Here is an 18,418-nt window from a genome sequence, read left to right on the forward strand (position 1 = left end):
GGGCTCAGCGCGGGGTGATGGTGACGGTGACCGGGGTGCCCGGGTGGCCGTGGGGGAGGCGGATCCGGGCGGTGCCGGCCTGCCCGCCGCCCGGCTGGTCGAGCTCGACCCGGGCGGTGGCGGGGGTCGCGGTGATCCGCGCGCCGTTCGGGAACGCGGCCGCGGGCAGGGCGAGTTCGGTGGCGTGGCCGGTGCCGTCGGCGGTGTAGCGCAGGGTGTGGCCGGCGGCCGTCGCGGTGAGCGCGGGCGCGCGGCCGGCGAGGGCGGTCGGGTACGGGCCGAAGGCGGGCTCGTCGCCCGGGGCGGGCCGGCCGGCCGGATCGAGCGCGCAGTAGCCGCCGTCGCCCCGGCACCAGTACCACATCGCCCAGCCGGCGGCGAAGCCGTCCATGGCCGCCACCTGGCCCCGGACCAGCCGGGTGTTGCCCGGAGTGCGGGAGTCGGGCGGACCCCACTCGCCGACCAGGACGGGCAGCCGGTGGGCGGCCGGGTACGCGGTGATCGCGGCGGTGTAGTGCTCGATGAACCCGCCGGACGGGTCCCAGTCGGCGCCGGACTCGACGGCGGTGTCGTAGAAGTGCGGCGCGTAGCCGAGCCGGGAGGGGCCAGGGCGCGGGTCGGCGAAGCCGGGCAGTCGGGTGGGCACGCCCTGGCCGACCAGGACCGTCGGTTCGACGAACAGCCAGGCGCGGGTGTCCACTTGGCGTACGGCCCGGATCAGGCGGCGGTACATGTCGGCGAGGCGGCCCTGTTCGAGGGCGGCGGAGGCGGCGGCGAGGACGGCCGGGTCGGTCGGGTCGCCGTCCACCGGGCCGAACGGCTCGTTGAACAGGTCGTAGCCCAGCAGTGAGCGGTGGCCGCGCAGTTCACGGGTGAGCCGGGTGTAGAAGTCGGCCTGCCAGCTGCGCAGGTCCGGGTCGTCGTAGAGGTGGCGGAAGGCGGCCTGGACGGCGGGCTGGAAGTAGCCGGCGAACCAGTCGTCCGGGTCGGGGGTGAACGGCAGGTCCTCGTCGCGGGTGGCCCAGAGCGGGATGCCGCGGTCGCCGCCGCCGAACTTCGGCCCGTAGACGTCCTGGTGGAAGTCGACCAGGGCGAGCACGCCGTAGCGCTCGGCCCAGTCGAGCAGGCGGTGCAGCCGGCGCAGTTCGACCGGGTCGAGCCGGCCGCGGTCGGGTTCGAGGCGGTTCCAGGAGACGGCCACCCGGATCAGGGTGAAGCCCTGGGCGGCCAGTGACCTGATGTCCGCCTCGGTGGTCTCGGCGTACTTGTCGAGGTTGAAGCCGCGCAGTTGGAGCAGCCGGCCGTCGGCGTCGGCGAGGCCGGTGCGGCCGTCCGCGCCGGTGGCCGCGGCGACCGGGAACCCGGCCCGGGGGGAGGCGGGTCGGGCTTCGGCCGGGGTGGTGGCCAGGGCTGCGGCGGCGGCGAGCAGGAGGGCAACGGCCGTGCGGTGCAAGCGCATCGGGACCTCGCGGGATCTCGCGGAGGGAGGGTGGGGCCCGATGATGCCGGGTCCGGCATGCGCCGCACAAGGGTTCAGTCGGCCGCGGGTGCCTCGGCCGGGATGGTCGGCAGGGCGGCGGTGGGCAGGTCGGCCGCGGCGGCGAGCCGGCCCCAGAGCAGGTCGGCGAGGGCCTGGACCATCCGGGTGCGCGAGCAGGGTCTGCTCTCCAGCCACCAGTCGCCGGCCGCCAGCACCATGCCGGTGATGCCCCGGCCCCAGGCCTCGGCGAGCAGCTCCCGCTCGGCGCCGAGGTCGACCTGGCTCTGCACGGCCCGGGTGATCTCCTCCGCGATCTGCCGCAGGGCGGGGGCGAGCGCGTTGCCGACGCCGCTCGGGTCGCCCGGCTCGGGGTGGGTGAGCAGCCGGTAGACCTGCGGGCGGGCCTCGATGCCGGCGAGGTAGGTGTCCAGGACGTGCTCGACCCGGTCGCGGCGCTCCAGCGGTTCGCTGAGCGCGGCCCGCACGGCGGCCAGCAGGCCGCTGGTGTGGCGTTCGGTCAGGGCGCCGATCAGGCCGTTCCGGTCGCCGAAGTGGCGGTAGAGGATCGGCTTGGTGATGCCCGCCTCGGCGGCGATGGCGTTCATGCTGGCGCCCGGCCCGTCCCGCTGGACCACCCGGTCGGCGGCGTTGAGCAGCTGCTCGCGGCGCGGCTCGGCGGGGCTGGTGGGTGCGGCGGGGGGCATGGGGGTGGCTCCTCCTGGCCGGTCCGGCCGGTGGGGCTCAGGCCAGAGGGCGGGCGTTGACATTTCCTACCTATGAGTAGCAGACTCCCGACGATGTTACCGCCGGTAACACCTGTCCGACACCGGCCCCCACCCCCACATCGACCGGAGGCATCATGAGCACGTTCTCGCTGGACCCGGGCGCGGACCAGCTCGCCGTACGCGACTGGCTGCACGGCTTCGCCGCCGAGGTGATGCGCCCCGCCGCCGCCGAGTGGGACGAGCGCGAGGAGACCCCCTGGCCGGTCATCCAGGAGGCCGCCAAACTCGGCCTCTACTCGCCGGACTTCTACGCCCAGCAGTACTTCGACCCCTCCGGCGTGGGCATCCCGATCGCCATGGAGGAGCTGTTCTGGGGCGACGCCGGCATCGGTCTGGCCATCGTCGGCACCACGCTGGCCGCCGTCGCGGTGCTCGCCAACGGCACCGACGAGCAGATCGGCACGTGGGCGCCGCAGATGTTCGGCACCCCGGACGACGTCAAGGTCGCCGCGTTCTGCTCCTCCGAGCCGGACGCCGGCTCCGACGTCTCCGCGCTGCGCACCAGGGCGGTCTACGACGAGGCCAAGGACGAGTGGGTGCTGAACGGCACCAAGACCTGGGCCACCAACGGCGGGATCGCCGCCGTCCACGTCGTGGTGGCCACCGTCGACTCGGCGCTCGGCGCGCGCGGGCAGGCCTCCTTCGTGGTGCCGCCCGGTACGCCCGGGCTGAGCCAGGGCCAGAAGTTCAAGAAGCACGGCATCCGCGCCTCGCACACCGCCGAGGTGGTCCTGGACGGCGTCCGGGTGCCCGGCAGCTGCCTGCTCGGCGGCAAGGAGAAGCTGGACGAGCGGCTGGCCCGGGCCCGCGAGGGGGCCAAGCGCTCCGGGGGGAGGGGCAACGCCGCGATGGCGACCTTCGAGGCCTCCCGCCCGGCCGTCGGCGCGCAGGCGATCGGCATCGCGCGGGCCGCGTACGAGGTGGCGCTGGACTACGCCAAGACCCGGGTGCAGTTCGGCCGCCCGATCATCGACAACCAGGGCGTGGCCTTCCAGCTGGCCGACATGAAGACCCGGATCGACGCCTCGCGGCTGCTGGTCTGGCGGGCCTCCTGGATGGCGGCCAACAACCAGCCGTTCACCTCGGCCGAGGGCTCGATGTCCAAGCTCTACGCGGGCGAGACGGCGAAGTGGGTGACCGCGCAGTCGATGCAGATCCTCGGCGGCAACGGGTTCACCCGGGAGTACCCGGTGGAGCGAATGCACCGGGACAGCGCGATCTACTCGATCTTCGAGGGCACCAGCGAGATCCAGCGCCTGGTGATCGCCCGGGCGATCTCGGGGATGCCGATCCGGTAGGCCCGTGTGTGCGCGGGCCTACCGGGCGGACCAGAAGGTCAGCCCGGCGGCGAGCGCGCCCACCACCGCGCCGACCAGGGTCTGCGCGGTGGTGTGGTCCCGCAGCACCACCCGGGACCAGCCGATCACCGCGACCAGCGGGCCCAGCAGCAGCCACCACGGGCCGAGCGCGATGGCCAGGCAGACCACGGCGCCGCCGGCGACCGCGGTGTGGATGGAGACCTTCCACCAGACGGTGATCACCAGGATCGGGATCAGCGAGGCGAACATGGCCAGCACCATCGCGACCATGTCCGTCGGGGCGTCCAGCCGGAGCATGGCCAGGAGGCTGGTCAGCACCGAGAGCATGACGAACGGGATCACCACCAGCCGCCGCTGCCGCCGGCCGACGTGGCGGTCCTCCCAGCTGCCCCGGCGGACCCCGCGCCGGATGAACCAGGTCGGGATGACGGCCGCGAACAGTGCGGCGAAGGCCGCCCAGCCCACGCCCTGCCAGCCGTAGCGCAGCCCGCCGACCAGCGGCAGTACCGCGATGATCACGTTCTTCGGCTCGACGCCGTCGGTGATCCGCCGGGCCCAGTCGGTCGCGGCCGAGGGCCCGGTCGAGGGCCCGGCGCCGGTGGTCGGCGCGTCTGAAGGCCCGGCGGTCGGCGCGGCCGGGGATCCGGTCGTCGGCGTGGTGGTCGGCTCGGCCATCGGGTGGGTGCTCCAGGCGGGTCGGTCGGCGGGCGTCGGTGGTCGGGCGTCGGGCGTCGGTGGTCGGGCGGCGGTGGTCGGGCGTCGGGCGTCGGATGATCGTATGGGCGGGGTGCGGGCGGTTCAGAACCGCGGTTCGCGGCCCTCCAGGAAGGCGGCCAGGCCCTCGCGGACGTCCGGGGCCTCGCGGGAGCGGCGCTCCCAGGGCGCCAGGGCGGCGGCCGCCTCCTCGGGCGGGACGGCCAGCGCGGCCTTGACGGCGCCGATGGTCTGCGGCGACCGCCTGGTCAGCAGTCGGGCGAACTCCAGCGCGCTCCCGTCCAGTTGCCCGCCCGGCACGACCCGGTCGGCGAGGCCGATCACGGTGTTGCGCAGGCCCGTCACCAACTCGCCGGAGAACAGCAGGTACTTGGCCTGGGCGGGGCCCACCAGCCGGGCCAGCCGCAGGGTGGGCACGGCCGGGTAGACCACGCCCAGCTTGGCCGGGGTGATGCCCATCCGCGCGTCGTCCGCGATGAACCGCAGGTCGCAGGCGACGGCCAACTGGCAGCCACCGCCGACGCAGGCGCCGTGCACCACCGCGATGGTCGGGTGGGGGAAGGCCGCCAGCGCCTCCTCGGCGGCGACGTTGACCGCGTGGTAGTCGTCGGCGCGGTCCGGGTCGCCGTAGACCTCGGCCAGCTCGGCGATGTCCGCCCCCGCACTGAAGGTGCCTCCGGCCCCGGTGACCAGCAGGGCGCGGACGCCCGGCTGTTCGGCGAGCCGGACCAGGACCTTGGGCAGCGCCTGCCAGATCGCCAGCGTGATGGCGTTGCGCCGGTGCGGCCGGGCGAACTCCAGTACCGCCACGCCGTCCTCGCCGACGTAGGCGTGCAGGCCGTCGACGTGGGTGGGCAGCGGGGAGCGGTCCTGCGTGAGCAGCGGCTGGGCCATGCGCACCTCCGGGGGTCTCGTGGGTGCGGCCACTCTCTCAGGAGGCGGCGGCGGGGTAGTCGCCGAGTCCCCGTTCGACCAGTGCGAAGGCCCGCCGGGCGTTGTCGAGGGCCTCGGGCAGTACGGTCGCGGCCCGCTCTCCGGCCAGCATCCGGCGCTGGTTCTCCCGGGTCAGGGCCAGTCGCACGCTGAGCAGTCGGGCCGCGGCGACCCGGGCGGTGAGCGGATCGTGGGCCGGGACCTCGGCGAGGAGCTCCGCGGACAGCAGGGCGTTCGCCTTGGCGCCGAAGACGGCGGTGGCGCGCAGGGCGAGGACCGGGGTCTGGTGGATCAGCCGGACCACGTCGAGTACCGCCGGATCGTCGCTCAGACCGGTCGTCGGGTCGAACCCGGCCAGTGCGGTCGTGAACCCGGTGCCTCCGCGGGGTCGCCGCGACCTCGGCCAGCCTCTACCTGATCCCGATGGCGGCCGGGATGACGGCGGCCGGACTGGTGACCGGCCGGCTCACCGCGCGGGGCTGGTCGCCGCAGACCTTCCTGGTGGCGGGTGCCGGTTGTGCGGCGGTGGCCCTGGGCCTGCTCGGTCTCGGCGGGCCGGACACCGGCCTCTGGATGGTCCGTGCCGAACTGGTGCTGCTCGGCTGCGGCCTGGGGCAGCTGGTCGGCCGGCTGGTGCAGGTCGTCCAGAACGCCGCCCCGGCCCGGCACCTCGGGGTCGCCACCCCGGAATCCGGTTCTTCGAGACCCTCGGCAGCGTGCTCGGTGCCGCGCTGTTCGGCACGGTGCTGGCCCGGGCCTTCGCCGCGGCGGAGCCCGGTGCGACGCTCGGCTCGGTCCGGACGCTCGGCGGGGCGGCCCACGAGCACGCGGTGCGCAGCCTCACCGACTCGGTGGACCTGGTGTTCCTGCTGGCGGGCGGGCTGATGGTGCTGGTCCTGGTGCTCGCGCTGAGGCTGCGGGTGGCGGTGCGCCGCCCGGAGGTGGAGCGGGTGCTCGCCGCCTGACGGCCAGGGCCTGTCGCGCGGAGCCCGGCGGTGCGCCGACCGGGCTCCGCGCGGTGGCGTGTCAGGCGGCGGTGTGTCAGGCGGCGGTGGGGCTCTGGGCGGTGGTGGGCTTCCACTCGTGGGACAGCAGCGACCAGAGCTCCATGTCCTGGCGGACGCCGTTGTACAGGGAGTACTCCCGCAGGGTGCCGTCCAGCGTCATGCCCATCCGCTGGGCGACGGCCCGGCTGCGGGTGTGGCCCACGGCGTTGTACCACTCGATGCGGTGCAGGCCGCGGGTGGTGAAGGCGTAGTCGATCAGGTGCCGGACGGCGGCGCTGATCAGGCCCCGGCCCTCGCCCGCGGGTTCGGTCCAGACGCCGAGCTCGCAGCTCTCCGCGGTCGTGCTGAACTGCACGAACATCACCCCGCCGATCAGCGTGCCGTCCAGCCAGATCCCGTACAGCCGACCGGTGTCGGAGGCCTGCTTGTCGGCGAAGCCCTGGAGGGTGGTGCGGGCGGACTCCAGGTCGGTGGAGCGGGTGGCCCAGGGGATCCAGACGCCGGTGTGCTCGCGGGCGCGGTCGATGTGGGCCAGGAACTCGGGGGCCTGCCAGGGTTCGAGCGGGCGCATCTCGGCGTTGTCGGCGAGCGGGACGGCGTACATGGGCGGGCCTTTCGGGGGAGCCTGGGAGAGCCGGCGATGGTGTTCGCAGTCATACATAACAAACGTTTGGTATGTACGATAGCCCCATGACGCCGGCCCGTGGAGACCATGACGCCCGACGTGTGGCGGTCTCCGAGGCGGTCTGGCGGGTGCTGTCCACCCGCGGCTTCGGGGGACTGACGCTCCGGGCGGTGGCCGCCGAGATGAGCGCCTCCACCGGGCTGTTGACGCACTACTTCCCCAACAAGCGGGCTCTGGTGGCGTACGCGCTGGACGTGCTGGACCGGCGGTCCGGCGAGCGGCCGAGGCGGGCCGCACCCGCGGACGGCAGCGCGGCGCCCGCCGCGGGGCTGGCCCGGCTGCGGGCGGCGCTGCTGGACATCCTCCCGCTGGACGAGGCGAGCGCGGCGGGCAACCGGATCTGGGTCGGCTCCTGGGACGTGGCGCTGGCCGATTCCGAGCTGGCGGCCGCGCACGCCGGCCGGTACGGGCGGGCCCGGGAGGCGCTGGCCGGGCACGTCGCGGATGCGCAGCGGCTCGGCGAGCTGCCGGACGCGGTGGCGGCCGGGCAGCTCGCGGCGGGGGTGCAGGCCTTCGTCCTCGGGCTGGTGGTGCAGGCGCTGTTCGCCCCGGAGGAGTTTCCGCCCGAGCGGCAGGTCGCGCTGGTGGACGGGCATCTGGCGGGGCTGGCGGCTTCGGCGGGCTGACCGGCTCGGGGTTCGGCTTGGCCGAGGGGCTCTGGCGGGCTTCGGCGGGCCCGTGGGCGGGCCGGGATGGCGGGTGCCGGCGGGGCGGGTGATTCGCCGGTGGTTTCCGGTCGACCTGTTCGCCGTGCGCGGCCGGGTCGGCCCGTCCGGTGAGTTCGGCCCGGGCGGTCCGTTCGTGCCGGTGTTTCCCGCGCGGCCGTTTCCGACCCGGCCATGACACGCATTGTCACGGGTTATGCGCGGTCGGTGCCCGGAATATTCGGGCGGATGGGTGGCCCAAAGGCCCCGCCGCCGTTCTGGCCTGCGGGAATTGGGCGTGGCGCCCCCAGCAGGATTCGAACCTGCGACCTACCGCTTAGAAGGCGGGTGCTCTATCCGCTGAGCTATGGGGGCGGGACAGCCGGCGCCCGGGTGGGCGTGACCGTTGCCGGGATCGGGTGACGGGCGCGTGCGGCGCCCGCTGCCCGTCCCCGTACCTGAGGGTGGGGGTGGGGGTTGGCGGACCCTCGCCCTGTCGGGGACAGGATAAGGGTGTCCAGTTCCTCGGCCGGGTGTTACAACACCGTCGCGGGTGTGTCGGCCTCGGTGGAGCGGTCCGATAATCGCAGGTGAAGGCCGTGAGTGCAGCGGTCTGGCGGTCTTCGGCGCCGGACGTTGTGCAGTCGTTACGGGGCTGCCGCCTCACCCGTTATGGATTCGGCACGGAGAAAGCGCCGTCCCCGACGCGGGTGGGGGGCCGTATTCGGGTTCCTTCGGTCGGATGACGTGGGCGGACGGCCGGGCGGCCACCCCCGGGGGGCCGGGGGCGCGGCGGGAAGCGGCTTGATTGTTGTCATGGCCTTGCAGAGTTGGGCGCAAAGTAGGCGTGAAAGGGCTGAAATTCACCCCTGTGAGTGACGTCGGTTTTCCACAAGCCGGACTTGTCCACAGGATTTCGGATCTGCCTGGTGCGGATTTCCCGGGAAGTCCACTCTCAACTCACACCGGTTGATTCCGTACGGTGCATCGGAGAGAACGGAGAGTGTTCTGTGAACGAGACCGTGGTGACGATGATCGGCAATGTCGCAACGGAGGTGAGCTACTCGGAGACGACCGGCGGGGTGCCGATGGCGAGCTTCCGGCTGGCCTCGACGGAGCGCCGCTACGACCGGGCCGCGGGCGCGTGGGTCGAGGGCGACACCCACTGGGTCTCGGTGACGGCCTGGCGGGCGCTGGCGGTCCATGTGATCGGGTCGCTGGGCAAGGGTGATCCGGTCATGGTGAGCGGTCGGCTCAGGGTGCGGGAGTGGGGCGAGGGGGAGGCCCGGCGGAGCAGGGTCGAGATCGACGCCCGATCGGTCGGACACGATCTCAGTCGCGGCACCACGACCTTCAGGCGGGCGTCCCCGGGGGCGGGGGAGTCCGCGGGGGCGGTCGCGGGGTTGGCCGAGGGGTCGGTCGGCGGCGCCGTGCCGGGGTGGATCGTGGACGCCCTGGCGTTGCGCAAGGCCGCTGCGGCGGCCGCCAGGCCGGAGCCGGCGGCGTCCGGAGGGGTGCCTGACGGAGTGCCCGACGAGGTGTCCGCGGGGGTGACTGGAGGTGACGAGCAGGCGGTCTTGATCTGACCGGCGGGTGATCTCACTGTCGACAAATATGTTGATCGAGACGGTTGTTGTGCCCGAACGCGCAATCTCGGAACGGTTATGTGAAAGATCTGGAGTTTCTGGCTGATCGTCAGCTTGTGTGGATGATGGGAGGGTTGATAACGATACAGATACGGAATCGTCCTGATTCAGCATGGGGGTTTGCGCGCCTCCGTGGCTCAATAGGATTCGTCTGGTTCACACACGTGCAGCGGCGCCACAGGGGGCGCGCGCAATGCAAGGCGGGCTGCCATCGGCAGGGCCCGGCCCGGAGGGATCACGGATGTTCCAGACGCAGGCGCGGAGTCTCCCCCGCATAGCAACTGTCATGCTCACGACCAGCCTGGTGCTGGGCGGGGGCCTGCTCGCAGCCGGTGCGGCGGCTGCGGCTGACGAGCCGGGTGCGGGCGTCACGGCGGTGATCCAGCCGACCATGCAGAGCGAGGAGATCTCCATCGAGGGCGGCCACTCCGTCCAGGGCGGTCTGTTCACCCTCAAGACGAAGAACGGCGAGCTCCGGACGTACTGCATCGACATCGACCACCCGGTCAACATCAAGAGCGGTGTCGAGTACCAGGAGTCGGACTGGAAGTCGAGCTCGCTCGGCCGCAAGGAGAAGGCCGAGGACGCCGCCAAGATCCGCTGGATCCTGGAGAACTCCTACCCGCAGGTCACCGACCTGACGAAGCTGGCGGCCGCGGCCGGGGTCAAGGGCGAGCTCACCGCCGACGACGCCGCCGCCGGCACCCAGGCCGCGATCTGGAAGTTCTCGGACGGCAAGAACGCCACCCCGATCGACGCCGAGGCCAAGCAGCTGCGGGACTACCTGGTCAGCGACAAGAACAAGGGCATCGCCGCCGAGCCCAGGCCCTCGCTGAGCATGACCCCGGACTCGGTGTCGGGTAAGTCGGGCGCCAAGCTCGGCCCGTTCACCATCAACTCCAGTGCCGCCGAGGTGAAGCTGGCGGTCGCCGGCGACGCCACCGACAAGGTGAAGCTGGTCGACAAGGACGGCAAGCCGGTGGCCGGCCTGACCGGCTCGGTCGCCAAGGACACCCAGCTGTTCCTGGACGTGCCGGCCGGCACCGCGGACGGCTCCGCCACCGTGACGGCCTCGGCCGAGACGGTAGTGCCCAGCGGCCGCGTCTTCCTGAGCAAGGGCTACACCCCCGAGAAGCACAGCCAGACCATGATCCTGGCCGGCTCGACCAAGCTCAGCGTGGTCGACGAGGCCAAGGCCACCTGGAAGCAGGGCAAGGGCGCGCTGCTGGACAGCAACGCCCAGGTCGAGTGCGACGCCAACGGCGTCCGGGTCAACGTCGCCAACGGCGGCGACGAGGCGGCCAACGTCACGGTGAAGCCGGGCAAGACGATCACCGTCCAGCCGGGCAAGATCGAGACCCTGGTGGTTCCGGTCGCCGAGGACACCGCCTACGACATCACCGTCACCGGCCCGAACGGCTTCAGCAAGGAGTTCAAGGGCATCCTGGACTGCAAGGTCGCCAGCGTGACCACGCCGACCGCCAGCCCGTCGGCGAGCACCCCGGCCCCGACCGGCACCCCGTCGGCCACGCCGACCGCCACGGCCACGCCGTCCGCGACCGCCACCACCACGGCCGCCCACCCGGCTCCGGTCGCGAGCAGCCCGGCCCCCGGCACCACGGGCGGCCTGGCCGCCACCGGTGGTAACGACGCCACCCCGATGATCGCCGCCGTCGCCGGTGGCCTGGTCGTGGCCGGTGGCGCCGCGGTCTTCATCCTGCGCCGCCGTGGCCGCCACGGTCGCACCACCGCCTGAGACCCACGGGTCTGAAGCAGCGAGGTGCTGAAGCGCAGAGCTGCTGAAGCACCGAGCTGCTGAAGTACCGGCCCGGCCCCCCGCACCCGTTGCGGGGGGCCGGGCCGTTGCACGTCTTGGCCCCCGACCGCGCCGCCACCCTGGTCCGGCCGCTGCCGCTGCCGCAGCCCTGCCCCCGAGGCCCCGGTCCGCCGCCCGCAGCGCCGCCCGGACCGCCTCTGCGGCGGGCCCGGTGGCTCAGCAGCCCGCCGCAGCGGCCCGGCCGGATACCCCGCTGGGGCAACCGCGCCGTTCGGGACTCATGGCCGGGTGCGGCACAATGGAAGGCTGCAAGCCGAATTACTCCCGACGACGCCGGAGCGATCTCACGTGGCGGAATACATCTACACGATGCGCAAGGTGCGCAAGGCGCATGGCGACAAGGTCATCCTTGACGACGTGACGCTCAGCTTCCTCCCCGGGGCGAAGATCGGCGTCGTGGGCCCCAACGGCGCGGGCAAGTCCACCGTGCTGAAGATGATGGCCGGCCTGGAGCAGCCCTCCAACGGCGACGCCTTCCTCTCGCCCGGGTTCACCGTCGGCATGCTCCTCCAGGAGCCGCCGCTCGACGAGACCAAGACCGTTCTGGAGAACGTCGAGGACGGCGTCAAGGAGATCAAGGGGAAGCTCAACCGCTTCAACGAGATCGCCGAGCTGATGGCCACCGACTACTCGGACGCGCTGCTCGACGAGATGGGCAAGCTCCAGGAGGACCTGGACCACGCCAACGCCTGGGACCTCGAGGCCCAGCTGGAGCAGGCCATGGACGCGCTGGGCTGCCCGCCCGGCGACTGGCCGGTCACCAAGCTCTCCGGTGGCGAGAAGCGCCGTGTGGCGCTCTGCAAGCTGCTGCTGGAGGCCCCCGACCTGCTGCTCCTCGACGAGCCCACCAACCACCTGGACGCCGAGTCGGTGAACTGGCTGGAGCAGCACCTGGCCAAGTACGCCGGCACCGTTGTCGCCGTCACCCACGACCGGTACTTCCTGGACAACGTGGCCGGCTGGATCCTGGAGCTGGACCGCGGCCGCGCGATCGGCTACGAGGGCAACTACTCCACCTACCTGGAGAGCAAGCAGTCCCGCCTCAAGGTCGAGGGCCAGAAGGACGCCAAGCGCGCCAAGCGGCTCCGCGAGGAGCTGGAGTGGGTCCGCTCCAACGCCAAGGGCCGTCAGGCGAAGTCCAAGGCGCGTCTGGCCCGCTACGAGGAGATGGCGGCCGAGGCCGACAAGATGCGGAAGCTGGACTTCGAGGAGATCCAGATCCCGCCGGGCCCGCGTCTGGGCAGCATCGTCATCGAGGTCGAGAACCTCAACAAGGCCTTCGGCGAGAAGGTCCTGATCGACGACCTGAGCTTCACCCTGCCGCGCAACGGCATCGTCGGCATCATCGGCCCGAACGGCGCCGGCAAGACCACGCTGTTCAAGATGCTGCAGGACATGGAGACCCCGGACTCCGGCAGCGTCAAGGTCGGCGACACGGTCAAGATCAGCTACGTCGACCAGAGCCGGGCCAACATCGACCCGAAGAAGACGCTCTGGGAGGTCGTCTCCGACGGTCTGGACTGGATCAACGTCGGCCAGGTCGAGATGCCGTCCCGCGCCTACGTCTCGGCGTTCGGCTTCAAGGGCCCGGACCAGCAGAAGCCGGCCGGCGTGCTCTCCGGTGGTGAGCGCAACCGCCTGAACCTGGCGCTCACCCTCAAGCAGGGCGGCAACCTGCTGCTCCTCGACGAGCCCACCAACGACCTCGACGTCGAGACCCTCTCCTCGCTGGAGAACGCGCTGCTGGAGTTCCCCGGCTGCGCCGTGGTCATCTCCCACGACCGCTGGTTCCTGGACCGGGTGGCCACCCACATCCTCGCCTACGAGGGCGAGAGCAAGTGGTTCTGGTTCGAGGGCAACTTCGAGTCGTACGAGAAGAACAAGATCGAGCGGCTGGGCGCGGACGCCGCCCGTCCGCACCGGGCCACCTACAAGAAGTTGACCCGGGGCTGAGCATCGGCGACAGCCCGAAGCGTCCGGGACACCCGGGCGTCACAACGGCCCGGCAGACTGCCCTCCGGGGGCGGTCTGCCGGGCCGAGGCCCGTCGCCCGTAGGGTACTGACGGGTCAACAAGGTTGAGGAGAACACCCGTGGCACGCCACATCTACGCCTGTCCGCTGCGCTGGTCCGACATGGACGCGTTCGGGCACGTCAACAACGTGGTCTTCCTGCGCTACCTGGAGGAGGCCCGGATCGACTTCATGTTCACCCAGGCCGCCGCCGCCGGGGCGGGGGAGTTCGCGGGTGGCTCGGTGGTGGCCCGCCACGAGATCGACTACAAGCGACCGCTGGTGCACCGGCCCGAGCCGGTCACCATCGAGACCTGGGTGACCAAGATCGGCGGGGCCTCGCTGACGGTCTCCTACGAGATCAAGGACACCGCCGAGGACGGCACCGAGACGGTGTACGTCCGGGCGTCCACCGTGGTCGTCCCCTACGACCTGGCCGAGGGCCGGCCGCGCCGGATCAGCCCGGTGGAGCGGGAGTTCCTCAGCCGCTTCATGGACGGGGCCGGCCTCGACCAGGAGCCGGCCGTAGCCGCCGCCTGAGCCCCTGACAGCCCCCACGGATGCGAGCTGAAGCGCGTTGATGACCAGTACCGCCCCCCTTGCCCTCGCCGACGCCGGGGAGGCCGACGACCTGGCCGCCTTCCTGGTGCGCCTGCTGCGCTTCGACCGGGCGGCCGCGGTGCGGCTGCAGGCCGTGCCCGCGGAGCAGGGGGCCGGGGTGCTGGCGGTCTTCGGGCGCCTGCCGCTGGGCGGTTCGGGCGCGCTGGCGGTCCGCACCGTGCGGCTGGCCGGACTCGACGCCGCGGCCGACCTCACCGTCTCGGCGGGCCAACTCCTCGACGGCGTCGACGCCGCGGCCGACACCGTCACCCTGCCCGCACCGGTGACCGGCCCGGCCTGGGCCGGCCTGCTGCCGCCGCGGACCGGCTGGCGGCTGCTCGGCGAGCCGTCCGTCCTCCAGGTGTACCCCGAACTGATGGCCGGGGTGGGGGAGTTCCGCGAGCGCAGCGAGGCCGTCCCGGAGCACCACCGCACCCGCGCGGTGCTGGACGCGCTCGCCGACGAGATCTGGTCCCGGCCGCTGACGGCCATGCCCGAACTGCCGCTGCGCGCCGCGCACGCCGCCTACGTGATCGGCTTCCTCAAGCCGGGCGTGCCGCTGACCGTGCACCGGGTGGGCGGCTGGCTGCGGTTGAGCGCGCCGACCGGGTCGGTGGCCGTCCGGACGGCGGCGGCGCCCGGCGCGGGGCTGGGCCTCAGCCCGATCCGCTAGGGACGGAGGCGGGAGCCGCCGGGCCCGGAGGGCCGCTCTCAGCCCTCGGTGTTGACCATCGAGGCGGCGGCGTACGTCAGGTAGTCCCAGAGCTGGCGCTCGGTGTCGGCCGGCAGCGCCAGCTCGTCCACCGCCGCGCGCATGTGCTTCAGCCAGGCGTCGTGCGCCGCGCGGTCCACCTTGAACGGCACGTGCCGCATCCGCAGCCGCGGGTGGCCGCGCTGCTCGCTGTAGGTACGCGGGCCGCCCCAGTACTGCATCAGGAACAGCACGAGGCGCTCCTCGGCGGGGCCGAGGTCCTCCTCGGGGTACATCGGCCGCAGCAACTCGTCCCCGGCCACGCCCTGGTAGAACCGGTGCACCAGCCGCCGGAAGGTCGGCTCCCCGCCGACCTGGTCGAAGAAGGTCTCCTCGCTGAGCGTGCCACGCCGGATCTCTTTCACCCGACCATGGTCGCAGACGCCGACGGGGCCGTACACCAGGACCTTCGGTGTACGACCCCGCGCGGGTTCAGGCGGTGCCGGCCGCGGTGCGGCGGGTCAGGCCGGCCGCTGGGCGACCGGGAGTGCCGACCGCTACGCGTCCTCCCAGCGGAAGAACCGCGAGGAGATGGCGGTCATCACGACGGCGAACCCCAGCAGCACACCCATGGCCGGCAGCGCGTCCATCACGCCGCCGCCGCGGGAGAGGACCGACTGTGCGGCGCTCACCAGGTGCTTCAGCGGCAGCACCTCGGAGAAGGTCTTGAGCCAGCCGGGCATGCCGTCGGACGGGAAGAACGCGCCGGACAGGAACGACATCGGCAGCACGATGATCTGCGAGATGCCGTTGGCCGCCTCCTCGGTCTTGGCCAGCGACCCGGCCAGCAGGCCGATCGACATGAAGGCGAGGGTCGCGCAGACCACCAACGGGATGATCAGCCACCAGTCGCCGCTGAGTTTCAGGCCGAAGAACGGTGTGGTGGCGACCGCCAGGAAGACGGCCGTCTGGACCAGCGCCGTCAGGACGGACACGGCGATCCGCGAGGCCACGATCGACCCTGCGCTGACCGGGGCCAGCCGCAGGCGCCGCAGCACCTTCTTCTGCCGCCAGGAGACCAGCGTCAGCGAGGCGCTGAACACCGCGCCGGTGGCCACCGCCCAGCCGAGCAGGCCGGGGGTGAGGAACTGGATCGGCTTGAGCGACTTGTCCTCGACCTGGGCGGAGTCCAGCACGAAGGCCGGCGGCTTGCCGGTCGCGGCCTGGTTGGCCTGCTGGACCACCGAGTTGACGATGCCCTGGACGGAGCCGGCCCGGACCTGGTCGGCGGCGCTGAAGCGCAGCTCCACCTTGCCGTCCGGACCCTCCTTGATCATCGCGTCCAGGTCGCCCTTGCGGACCTTCTCCAGCGCGGCGGCCTCGTTGTCGACCTTGCTGATCTCCAGGACCTTCTCCAGCTGGACCCGGCCGTCGCCCTGCACCGCGTCCAGGATCTGGACCGCGCCGACCTGGGCGACCTTGGCGTGCGGGCTGCTGGCGCCCTTGAGCAGGGTCCCGAGCAGCAGCAGGAACATCAGCGGGAACAGGATGACGAAGAAGACGGCGGCGCGGTCGCGGAGGAAGGAGACGATCATCACCCGGGAGAGGCTCGCGAAGGCGCTGACCCGCTCGCGCTCCGGCTGCCCGTCGGGCGCGGCGGGGGTGCCGGGCTTGCGCTGGGCCGGGACGCCCGCGGTCTGCTTGGTGCGCTCGGCGCTCATGCGCGGTACTCCCGTCCGGTGAGCTGGAGGAAGACGTCCTCCAGGGTGGCGCCGCGCACTTCGAGCCCGCGCAGCGCGTTGTGCTCGGCCAGGACGGCGAGCACCGGCCCCGGGAGCCGGGTGGAGACGGCGAGCGAGACGCCGTCGTCCTCGATCGAGGCGGTCTCGGCGCCGGCCGCGGCGAGCAGCTCGCGGGCGCTCTCCAGGGTCAGCAGACCGGACTCCACGCTGACCCGGACGGTGTCGTCGATCTCCCGGACGAGTGCGGCCGGGGCGCCCGTCCGCAGGATCCGGCCGTGGTCCATCACCGAGACGCGGTCGCAGAGCACCTCCGCCTCGTCCAGGTAGTGGGTGGTCAGGACGACCGTGCGGCCCTCGGCGTTGATGTCCCGCAGCAGGTCCCAGAGGTTGCGGCGGGCCTGCGGGTCGAGGCCGGTGGTGGGCTCGTCGAGGAAGACGAGCTCCGGGTCGTGGGCCAGGGCGCAGGCGATGGACAGGCGCTGGGCCTGTCCGCCCGACATCTTGTCGGTCATCACGCCGGCCGACTCGGCCAGGCCGACCCGCTCCAGCATCGCGTCGGCGCGCTTGGGGCCGACGCCGTAGAAGGAGGCGAAGTTGCGGATGGTCTCCCGCGCCGTCAGCTTGTTGAAGAAGGCCGAGGCCTGGAACTGGACGCCGATGCGCGGCAGCAGCTTCGCGTTGCGCGGCCAGGGAGCCATCCCCAGCAGCTCGATGCGGCCCTCGTCGGGCTTGCGGATCCCTTCCAGGATCTCCAGTGTGGTGGTCTTCCCGGCGCCGTTGGGCCCCAGGATCCCGTAAAATTCGCCGGCCTCGACGGTGAGTGAAACACCGTCAACGGCCTGTACATCCCCGTACCGCTGACGGATTCCGTCGGCGGATATAGCTGCAGTCATGTGCCGTGAGCCTACGGGGCCGCCGAGCTCACCGGCAGGCTCCGTGCACATGTTTTGAAGATCATTTTACTTCCGGGCGGGAATATCAGGGGAGTTGTGGGCGCCGGGTCGGCCGGCCCCCACAACTCCCCTGATCGGCCCGGCTCAGGCGCGGTGCAGGGTGATGGTGGTCCAGGCGCCGACGTGGATCCGGTCGCCGTCGTTCAGCGGGATCGCGGTGTGCGGGGCGATCGGCTCGGCGCCGCCGTTCACCGTGGTGCCGTTGGTCGAGTCCTGGTCGACCAGCACCCAGCTGCCGTCGGCCTGTTCGGCGAGCAGCGCGTGCTGGTGCGAGGCGCCCGGGTCCTCCGGAGCCACCGACAGGTCGATCTCCGGCACGGTGCCCCGGTGCTGGCTGCGCCGGCCGATCCGCAGCTGGCCGCGCCCGGTGATCGGGATGCGCCGCTCGGGGCAGTACGGCGGGAAGAACAGGCCCGCCGCCTCCGGGCCGCTGCGGGCCATCATGTCGGTGAAGTAGTCGCGGTCGGCCGAGACCACCGCGATCCAGTTGGTGCGGACCGGCTCCGGCGGGGCTTGGTGGCCGGGCTGCTGGCCCGGCTGCGGGACCGGCGGGGCCAGGTTGAAGGAGGTGCCGAACTCCTCACCGCGCCCGGTCGGACCGGGCTGGGCGTAGACCGGGCCGGAGTCGTCGCGCTGCGGCTGCTGCGGCTGCTGCGGCTGCTGCGGCTGCTCCGGGTACGCCGAGCCGGGCGCCGGGTTCGGCGCGGGCGGCGGGTAGCCGTAGCCGGACGGCGCGCCCCCGTGTCCGGCCTGCGGGTGCGCCTGCGGCGGGTGGCCCTGCTGCGGGTGCGCCTGCGGCGGGTGGCCCTGCTGCGGGTGCGCCTGCTGCGGGGCCGACTGGGGGCCGCCGTACGCCGCCGGGATGTTGAGCGGTGCCGGTGCCGGTGCCTGCGGCGGCGCGTGGCCGGCCGCGGGGGCCGGGTGCTGGCGGCGCGAGGGCGCGGACAGCTCGTAGTCGTACCCGCACTCCTCGCAGAACCGTCCGGTCTGCGGGCTGCGGCAAATCGGGCAGACCACCAGGCCCTCGGTGAGGTCCGGGAACCCCTGCGGCGCCTGCGGGGCGGCGGCGGGCGCGACCGGGCCGGGCGTCACCGGCCCGCCGAACGGGTCGCCGCCGTGTCCGGGGTGGCCGTGCTGCCCCGGGTACCCGGGCTGGCCGCCGTGCCCCTCGGGCGCGCCGGGCATGCCGTACGCCCCCGGGGCGCCGGGGGCGCCGTGGGTACCGGGCCCGCCCTGGCCGCCCGGAACCCCCGGGAGCGTGCCGGGCGGCGGCGGGATCGGCGACGGCGGTGTCATCGGGAAGCCGCAGAAGTCGCACCAGTCCTCGGCCTGCGACTCATGGCCCCTCGGGCAGATCGGCATCAGGTCCCC

At 72.8% G+C, this 18,418-nt stretch carries 18 protein-coding genes and 1 tRNA gene; 8 read left to right on the plus strand and 11 right to left on the minus strand.

Annotated features, from left to right (window positions below; all coding sequences use genetic code 11):
* Window positions 1-4: 4 nt before the first annotated feature.
* Window positions 5-1,459 (minus strand): cellulase family glycosylhydrolase, encoded by a 1,455-nt coding sequence (locus ACIGZJ_RS35175; RefSeq protein ID WP_396461093.1) that lies wholly within the window; start codon window positions 1,457-1,459, stop codon window positions 5-7.
* A 74-nt stretch (window positions 1,460-1,533) separates the two neighbouring features.
* Entirely contained in the window at window positions 1,534-2,184 is a 651-nt protein-coding gene (locus ACIGZJ_RS35180) for a TetR family transcriptional regulator (protein ID WP_396461094.1), read from the minus strand.
* A 155-nt stretch (window positions 2,185-2,339) separates the two neighbouring features.
* Here ACIGZJ_RS35180 and ACIGZJ_RS35185 point away from each other — a divergent pair, with 155 nt between their 5' ends.
* A complete protein-coding gene (locus ACIGZJ_RS35185) occupies window positions 2,340-3,563 on the plus strand; it encodes an acyl-CoA dehydrogenase family protein (RefSeq protein WP_396461095.1) in 1,224 nt (407 codons plus the stop codon).
* Between the two features lie 18 nt (window positions 3,564-3,581).
* Here the strand turns inward: ACIGZJ_RS35185 and ACIGZJ_RS35190 are convergent, their stop codons facing one another.
* From ACIGZJ_RS35190 to ACIGZJ_RS35200, 3 genes are all read right to left on the minus strand, one after another.
* On the minus strand, window positions 3,582-4,259 hold the full coding sequence (locus ACIGZJ_RS35190) for a hypothetical protein (protein WP_396461096.1): 678 nt from the start codon (window positions 4,257-4,259) through the stop codon (window positions 3,582-3,584).
* Between the two features lie 123 nt (window positions 4,260-4,382).
* Window positions 4,383-5,192 (minus strand): enoyl-CoA hydratase/isomerase family protein, encoded by an 810-nt coding sequence (locus tag ACIGZJ_RS35195; RefSeq protein WP_396461097.1) that lies wholly within the window; start codon window positions 5,190-5,192, stop codon window positions 4,383-4,385.
* A gap of 37 nt (window positions 5,193-5,229) precedes the next feature.
* The gene (locus ACIGZJ_RS35200; RefSeq protein WP_396461098.1) at window positions 5,230-5,535 is read right to left on the minus strand and encodes a hypothetical protein; all 306 of its coding nucleotides are present in this window, start codon (window positions 5,533-5,535) and stop codon (window positions 5,230-5,232) included.
* Window positions 5,536-5,947: 412 nt separating this feature from the next.
* Between ACIGZJ_RS35200 and ACIGZJ_RS35205 the strand changes: the two genes are divergently transcribed.
* Window positions 5,948-6,196, plus strand: coding sequence for a hypothetical protein (locus ACIGZJ_RS35205; protein ID WP_396461099.1), 249 nt, complete (start codon window positions 5,948-5,950; stop codon window positions 6,194-6,196).
* Window positions 6,197-6,272: 76 nt separating this feature from the next.
* Here the strand turns inward: ACIGZJ_RS35205 and ACIGZJ_RS35210 are convergent, their stop codons facing one another.
* On the minus strand, window positions 6,273-6,842 hold the full coding sequence (locus tag ACIGZJ_RS35210; protein WP_396461100.1) for a GNAT family N-acetyltransferase: 570 nt from the start codon (window positions 6,840-6,842) through the stop codon (window positions 6,273-6,275).
* A gap of 86 nt (window positions 6,843-6,928) precedes the next feature.
* Here ACIGZJ_RS35210 and ACIGZJ_RS35215 point away from each other — a divergent pair, with 86 nt between their 5' ends.
* The gene (locus tag ACIGZJ_RS35215; protein ID WP_396461101.1) at window positions 6,929-7,549 is read left to right on the plus strand and encodes a TetR/AcrR family transcriptional regulator; all 621 of its coding nucleotides are present in this window, start codon (window positions 6,929-6,931) and stop codon (window positions 7,547-7,549) included.
* A gap of 317 nt (window positions 7,550-7,866) precedes the next feature.
* Here the strand turns inward: ACIGZJ_RS35215 and ACIGZJ_RS35220 are convergent.
* Window positions 7,867-7,942: transfer RNA gene (locus tag ACIGZJ_RS35220), tRNA-Arg, on the minus strand.
* Between the two features lie 635 nt (window positions 7,943-8,577).
* Between ACIGZJ_RS35220 and ACIGZJ_RS35225 the strand changes: the two genes are divergently transcribed.
* The 5 genes from ACIGZJ_RS35225 (at window position 8,578) to ACIGZJ_RS35245 (ending at window position 14,334) form a co-directional block, all read left to right on the plus strand.
* Window positions 8,578-9,153, plus strand: coding sequence for a single-stranded DNA-binding protein (locus ACIGZJ_RS35225; RefSeq protein WP_396461102.1), 576 nt, complete (start codon window positions 8,578-8,580; stop codon window positions 9,151-9,153).
* A 346-nt stretch (window positions 9,154-9,499) separates the two neighbouring features.
* Window positions 9,500-10,969 carry a Cys-Gln thioester bond-forming surface protein gene (locus tag ACIGZJ_RS35230; RefSeq protein WP_396461103.1) on the plus strand — a complete coding sequence of 490 codons (1,470 nt, stop codon included), beginning with the start codon at window positions 9,500-9,502 and terminating at the stop codon, window positions 10,967-10,969.
* Between the two features lie 369 nt (window positions 10,970-11,338).
* The gene (gene ettA / locus ACIGZJ_RS35235) at window positions 11,339-13,003 is read left to right on the plus strand and encodes an energy-dependent translational throttle protein EttA (protein WP_392935617.1); all 1,665 of its coding nucleotides are present in this window, start codon (window positions 11,339-11,341) and stop codon (window positions 13,001-13,003) included.
* 139 nt (window positions 13,004-13,142) lie between these two features.
* Window positions 13,143-13,601, plus strand: a complete 459-nt coding sequence (locus ACIGZJ_RS35240) for an acyl-CoA thioesterase (protein WP_396461104.1) — start codon at window positions 13,143-13,145, stop codon at window positions 13,599-13,601.
* Between the two features lie 40 nt (window positions 13,602-13,641).
* On the plus strand, window positions 13,642-14,334 hold the full coding sequence (locus ACIGZJ_RS35245) for a hypothetical protein (RefSeq protein WP_396461105.1): 693 nt from the start codon (window positions 13,642-13,644) through the stop codon (window positions 14,332-14,334).
* A 38-nt stretch (window positions 14,335-14,372) separates the two neighbouring features.
* Here ACIGZJ_RS35245 and ACIGZJ_RS35250 read toward each other — a convergent pair whose 3' ends face one another.
* From ACIGZJ_RS35250 to ACIGZJ_RS35265, 4 genes are all read right to left on the minus strand, one after another.
* Entirely contained in the window at window positions 14,373-14,777 is a 405-nt protein-coding gene (locus ACIGZJ_RS35250; RefSeq protein ID WP_396461106.1) for a globin, read from the minus strand.
* A gap of 132 nt (window positions 14,778-14,909) precedes the next feature.
* Window positions 14,910-16,073 (minus strand): ABC transporter permease, encoded by a 1,164-nt coding sequence (locus tag ACIGZJ_RS35255; RefSeq protein ID WP_396461107.1) that lies wholly within the window; start codon window positions 16,071-16,073, stop codon window positions 14,910-14,912.
* Window positions 16,070-16,987 (minus strand): ABC transporter ATP-binding protein, encoded by a 918-nt coding sequence (locus tag ACIGZJ_RS35260; protein ID WP_396461108.1) that lies wholly within the window; start codon window positions 16,985-16,987, stop codon window positions 16,070-16,072. Before ACIGZJ_RS35260 ends, ACIGZJ_RS35255 begins: the two co-directional genes overlap by 4 nt.
* A 144-nt stretch (window positions 16,988-17,131) precedes the next feature.
* Window positions 17,132-18,409 carry an FHA domain-containing protein gene (locus ACIGZJ_RS35265; RefSeq protein ID WP_396461109.1) on the minus strand — a complete coding sequence of 426 codons (1,278 nt, stop codon included), beginning with the start codon at window positions 18,407-18,409 and terminating at the stop codon, window positions 17,132-17,134.
* Between the last annotated feature and the right edge of the window lie 9 nt (window positions 18,410-18,418).

The sequence above is a fragment of the Kitasatospora sp. NPDC052868 genome, assembly GCF_044547105.1.
Lineage (GTDB): Bacteria > Actinomycetota > Actinomycetes > Streptomycetales > Streptomycetaceae > Kitasatospora.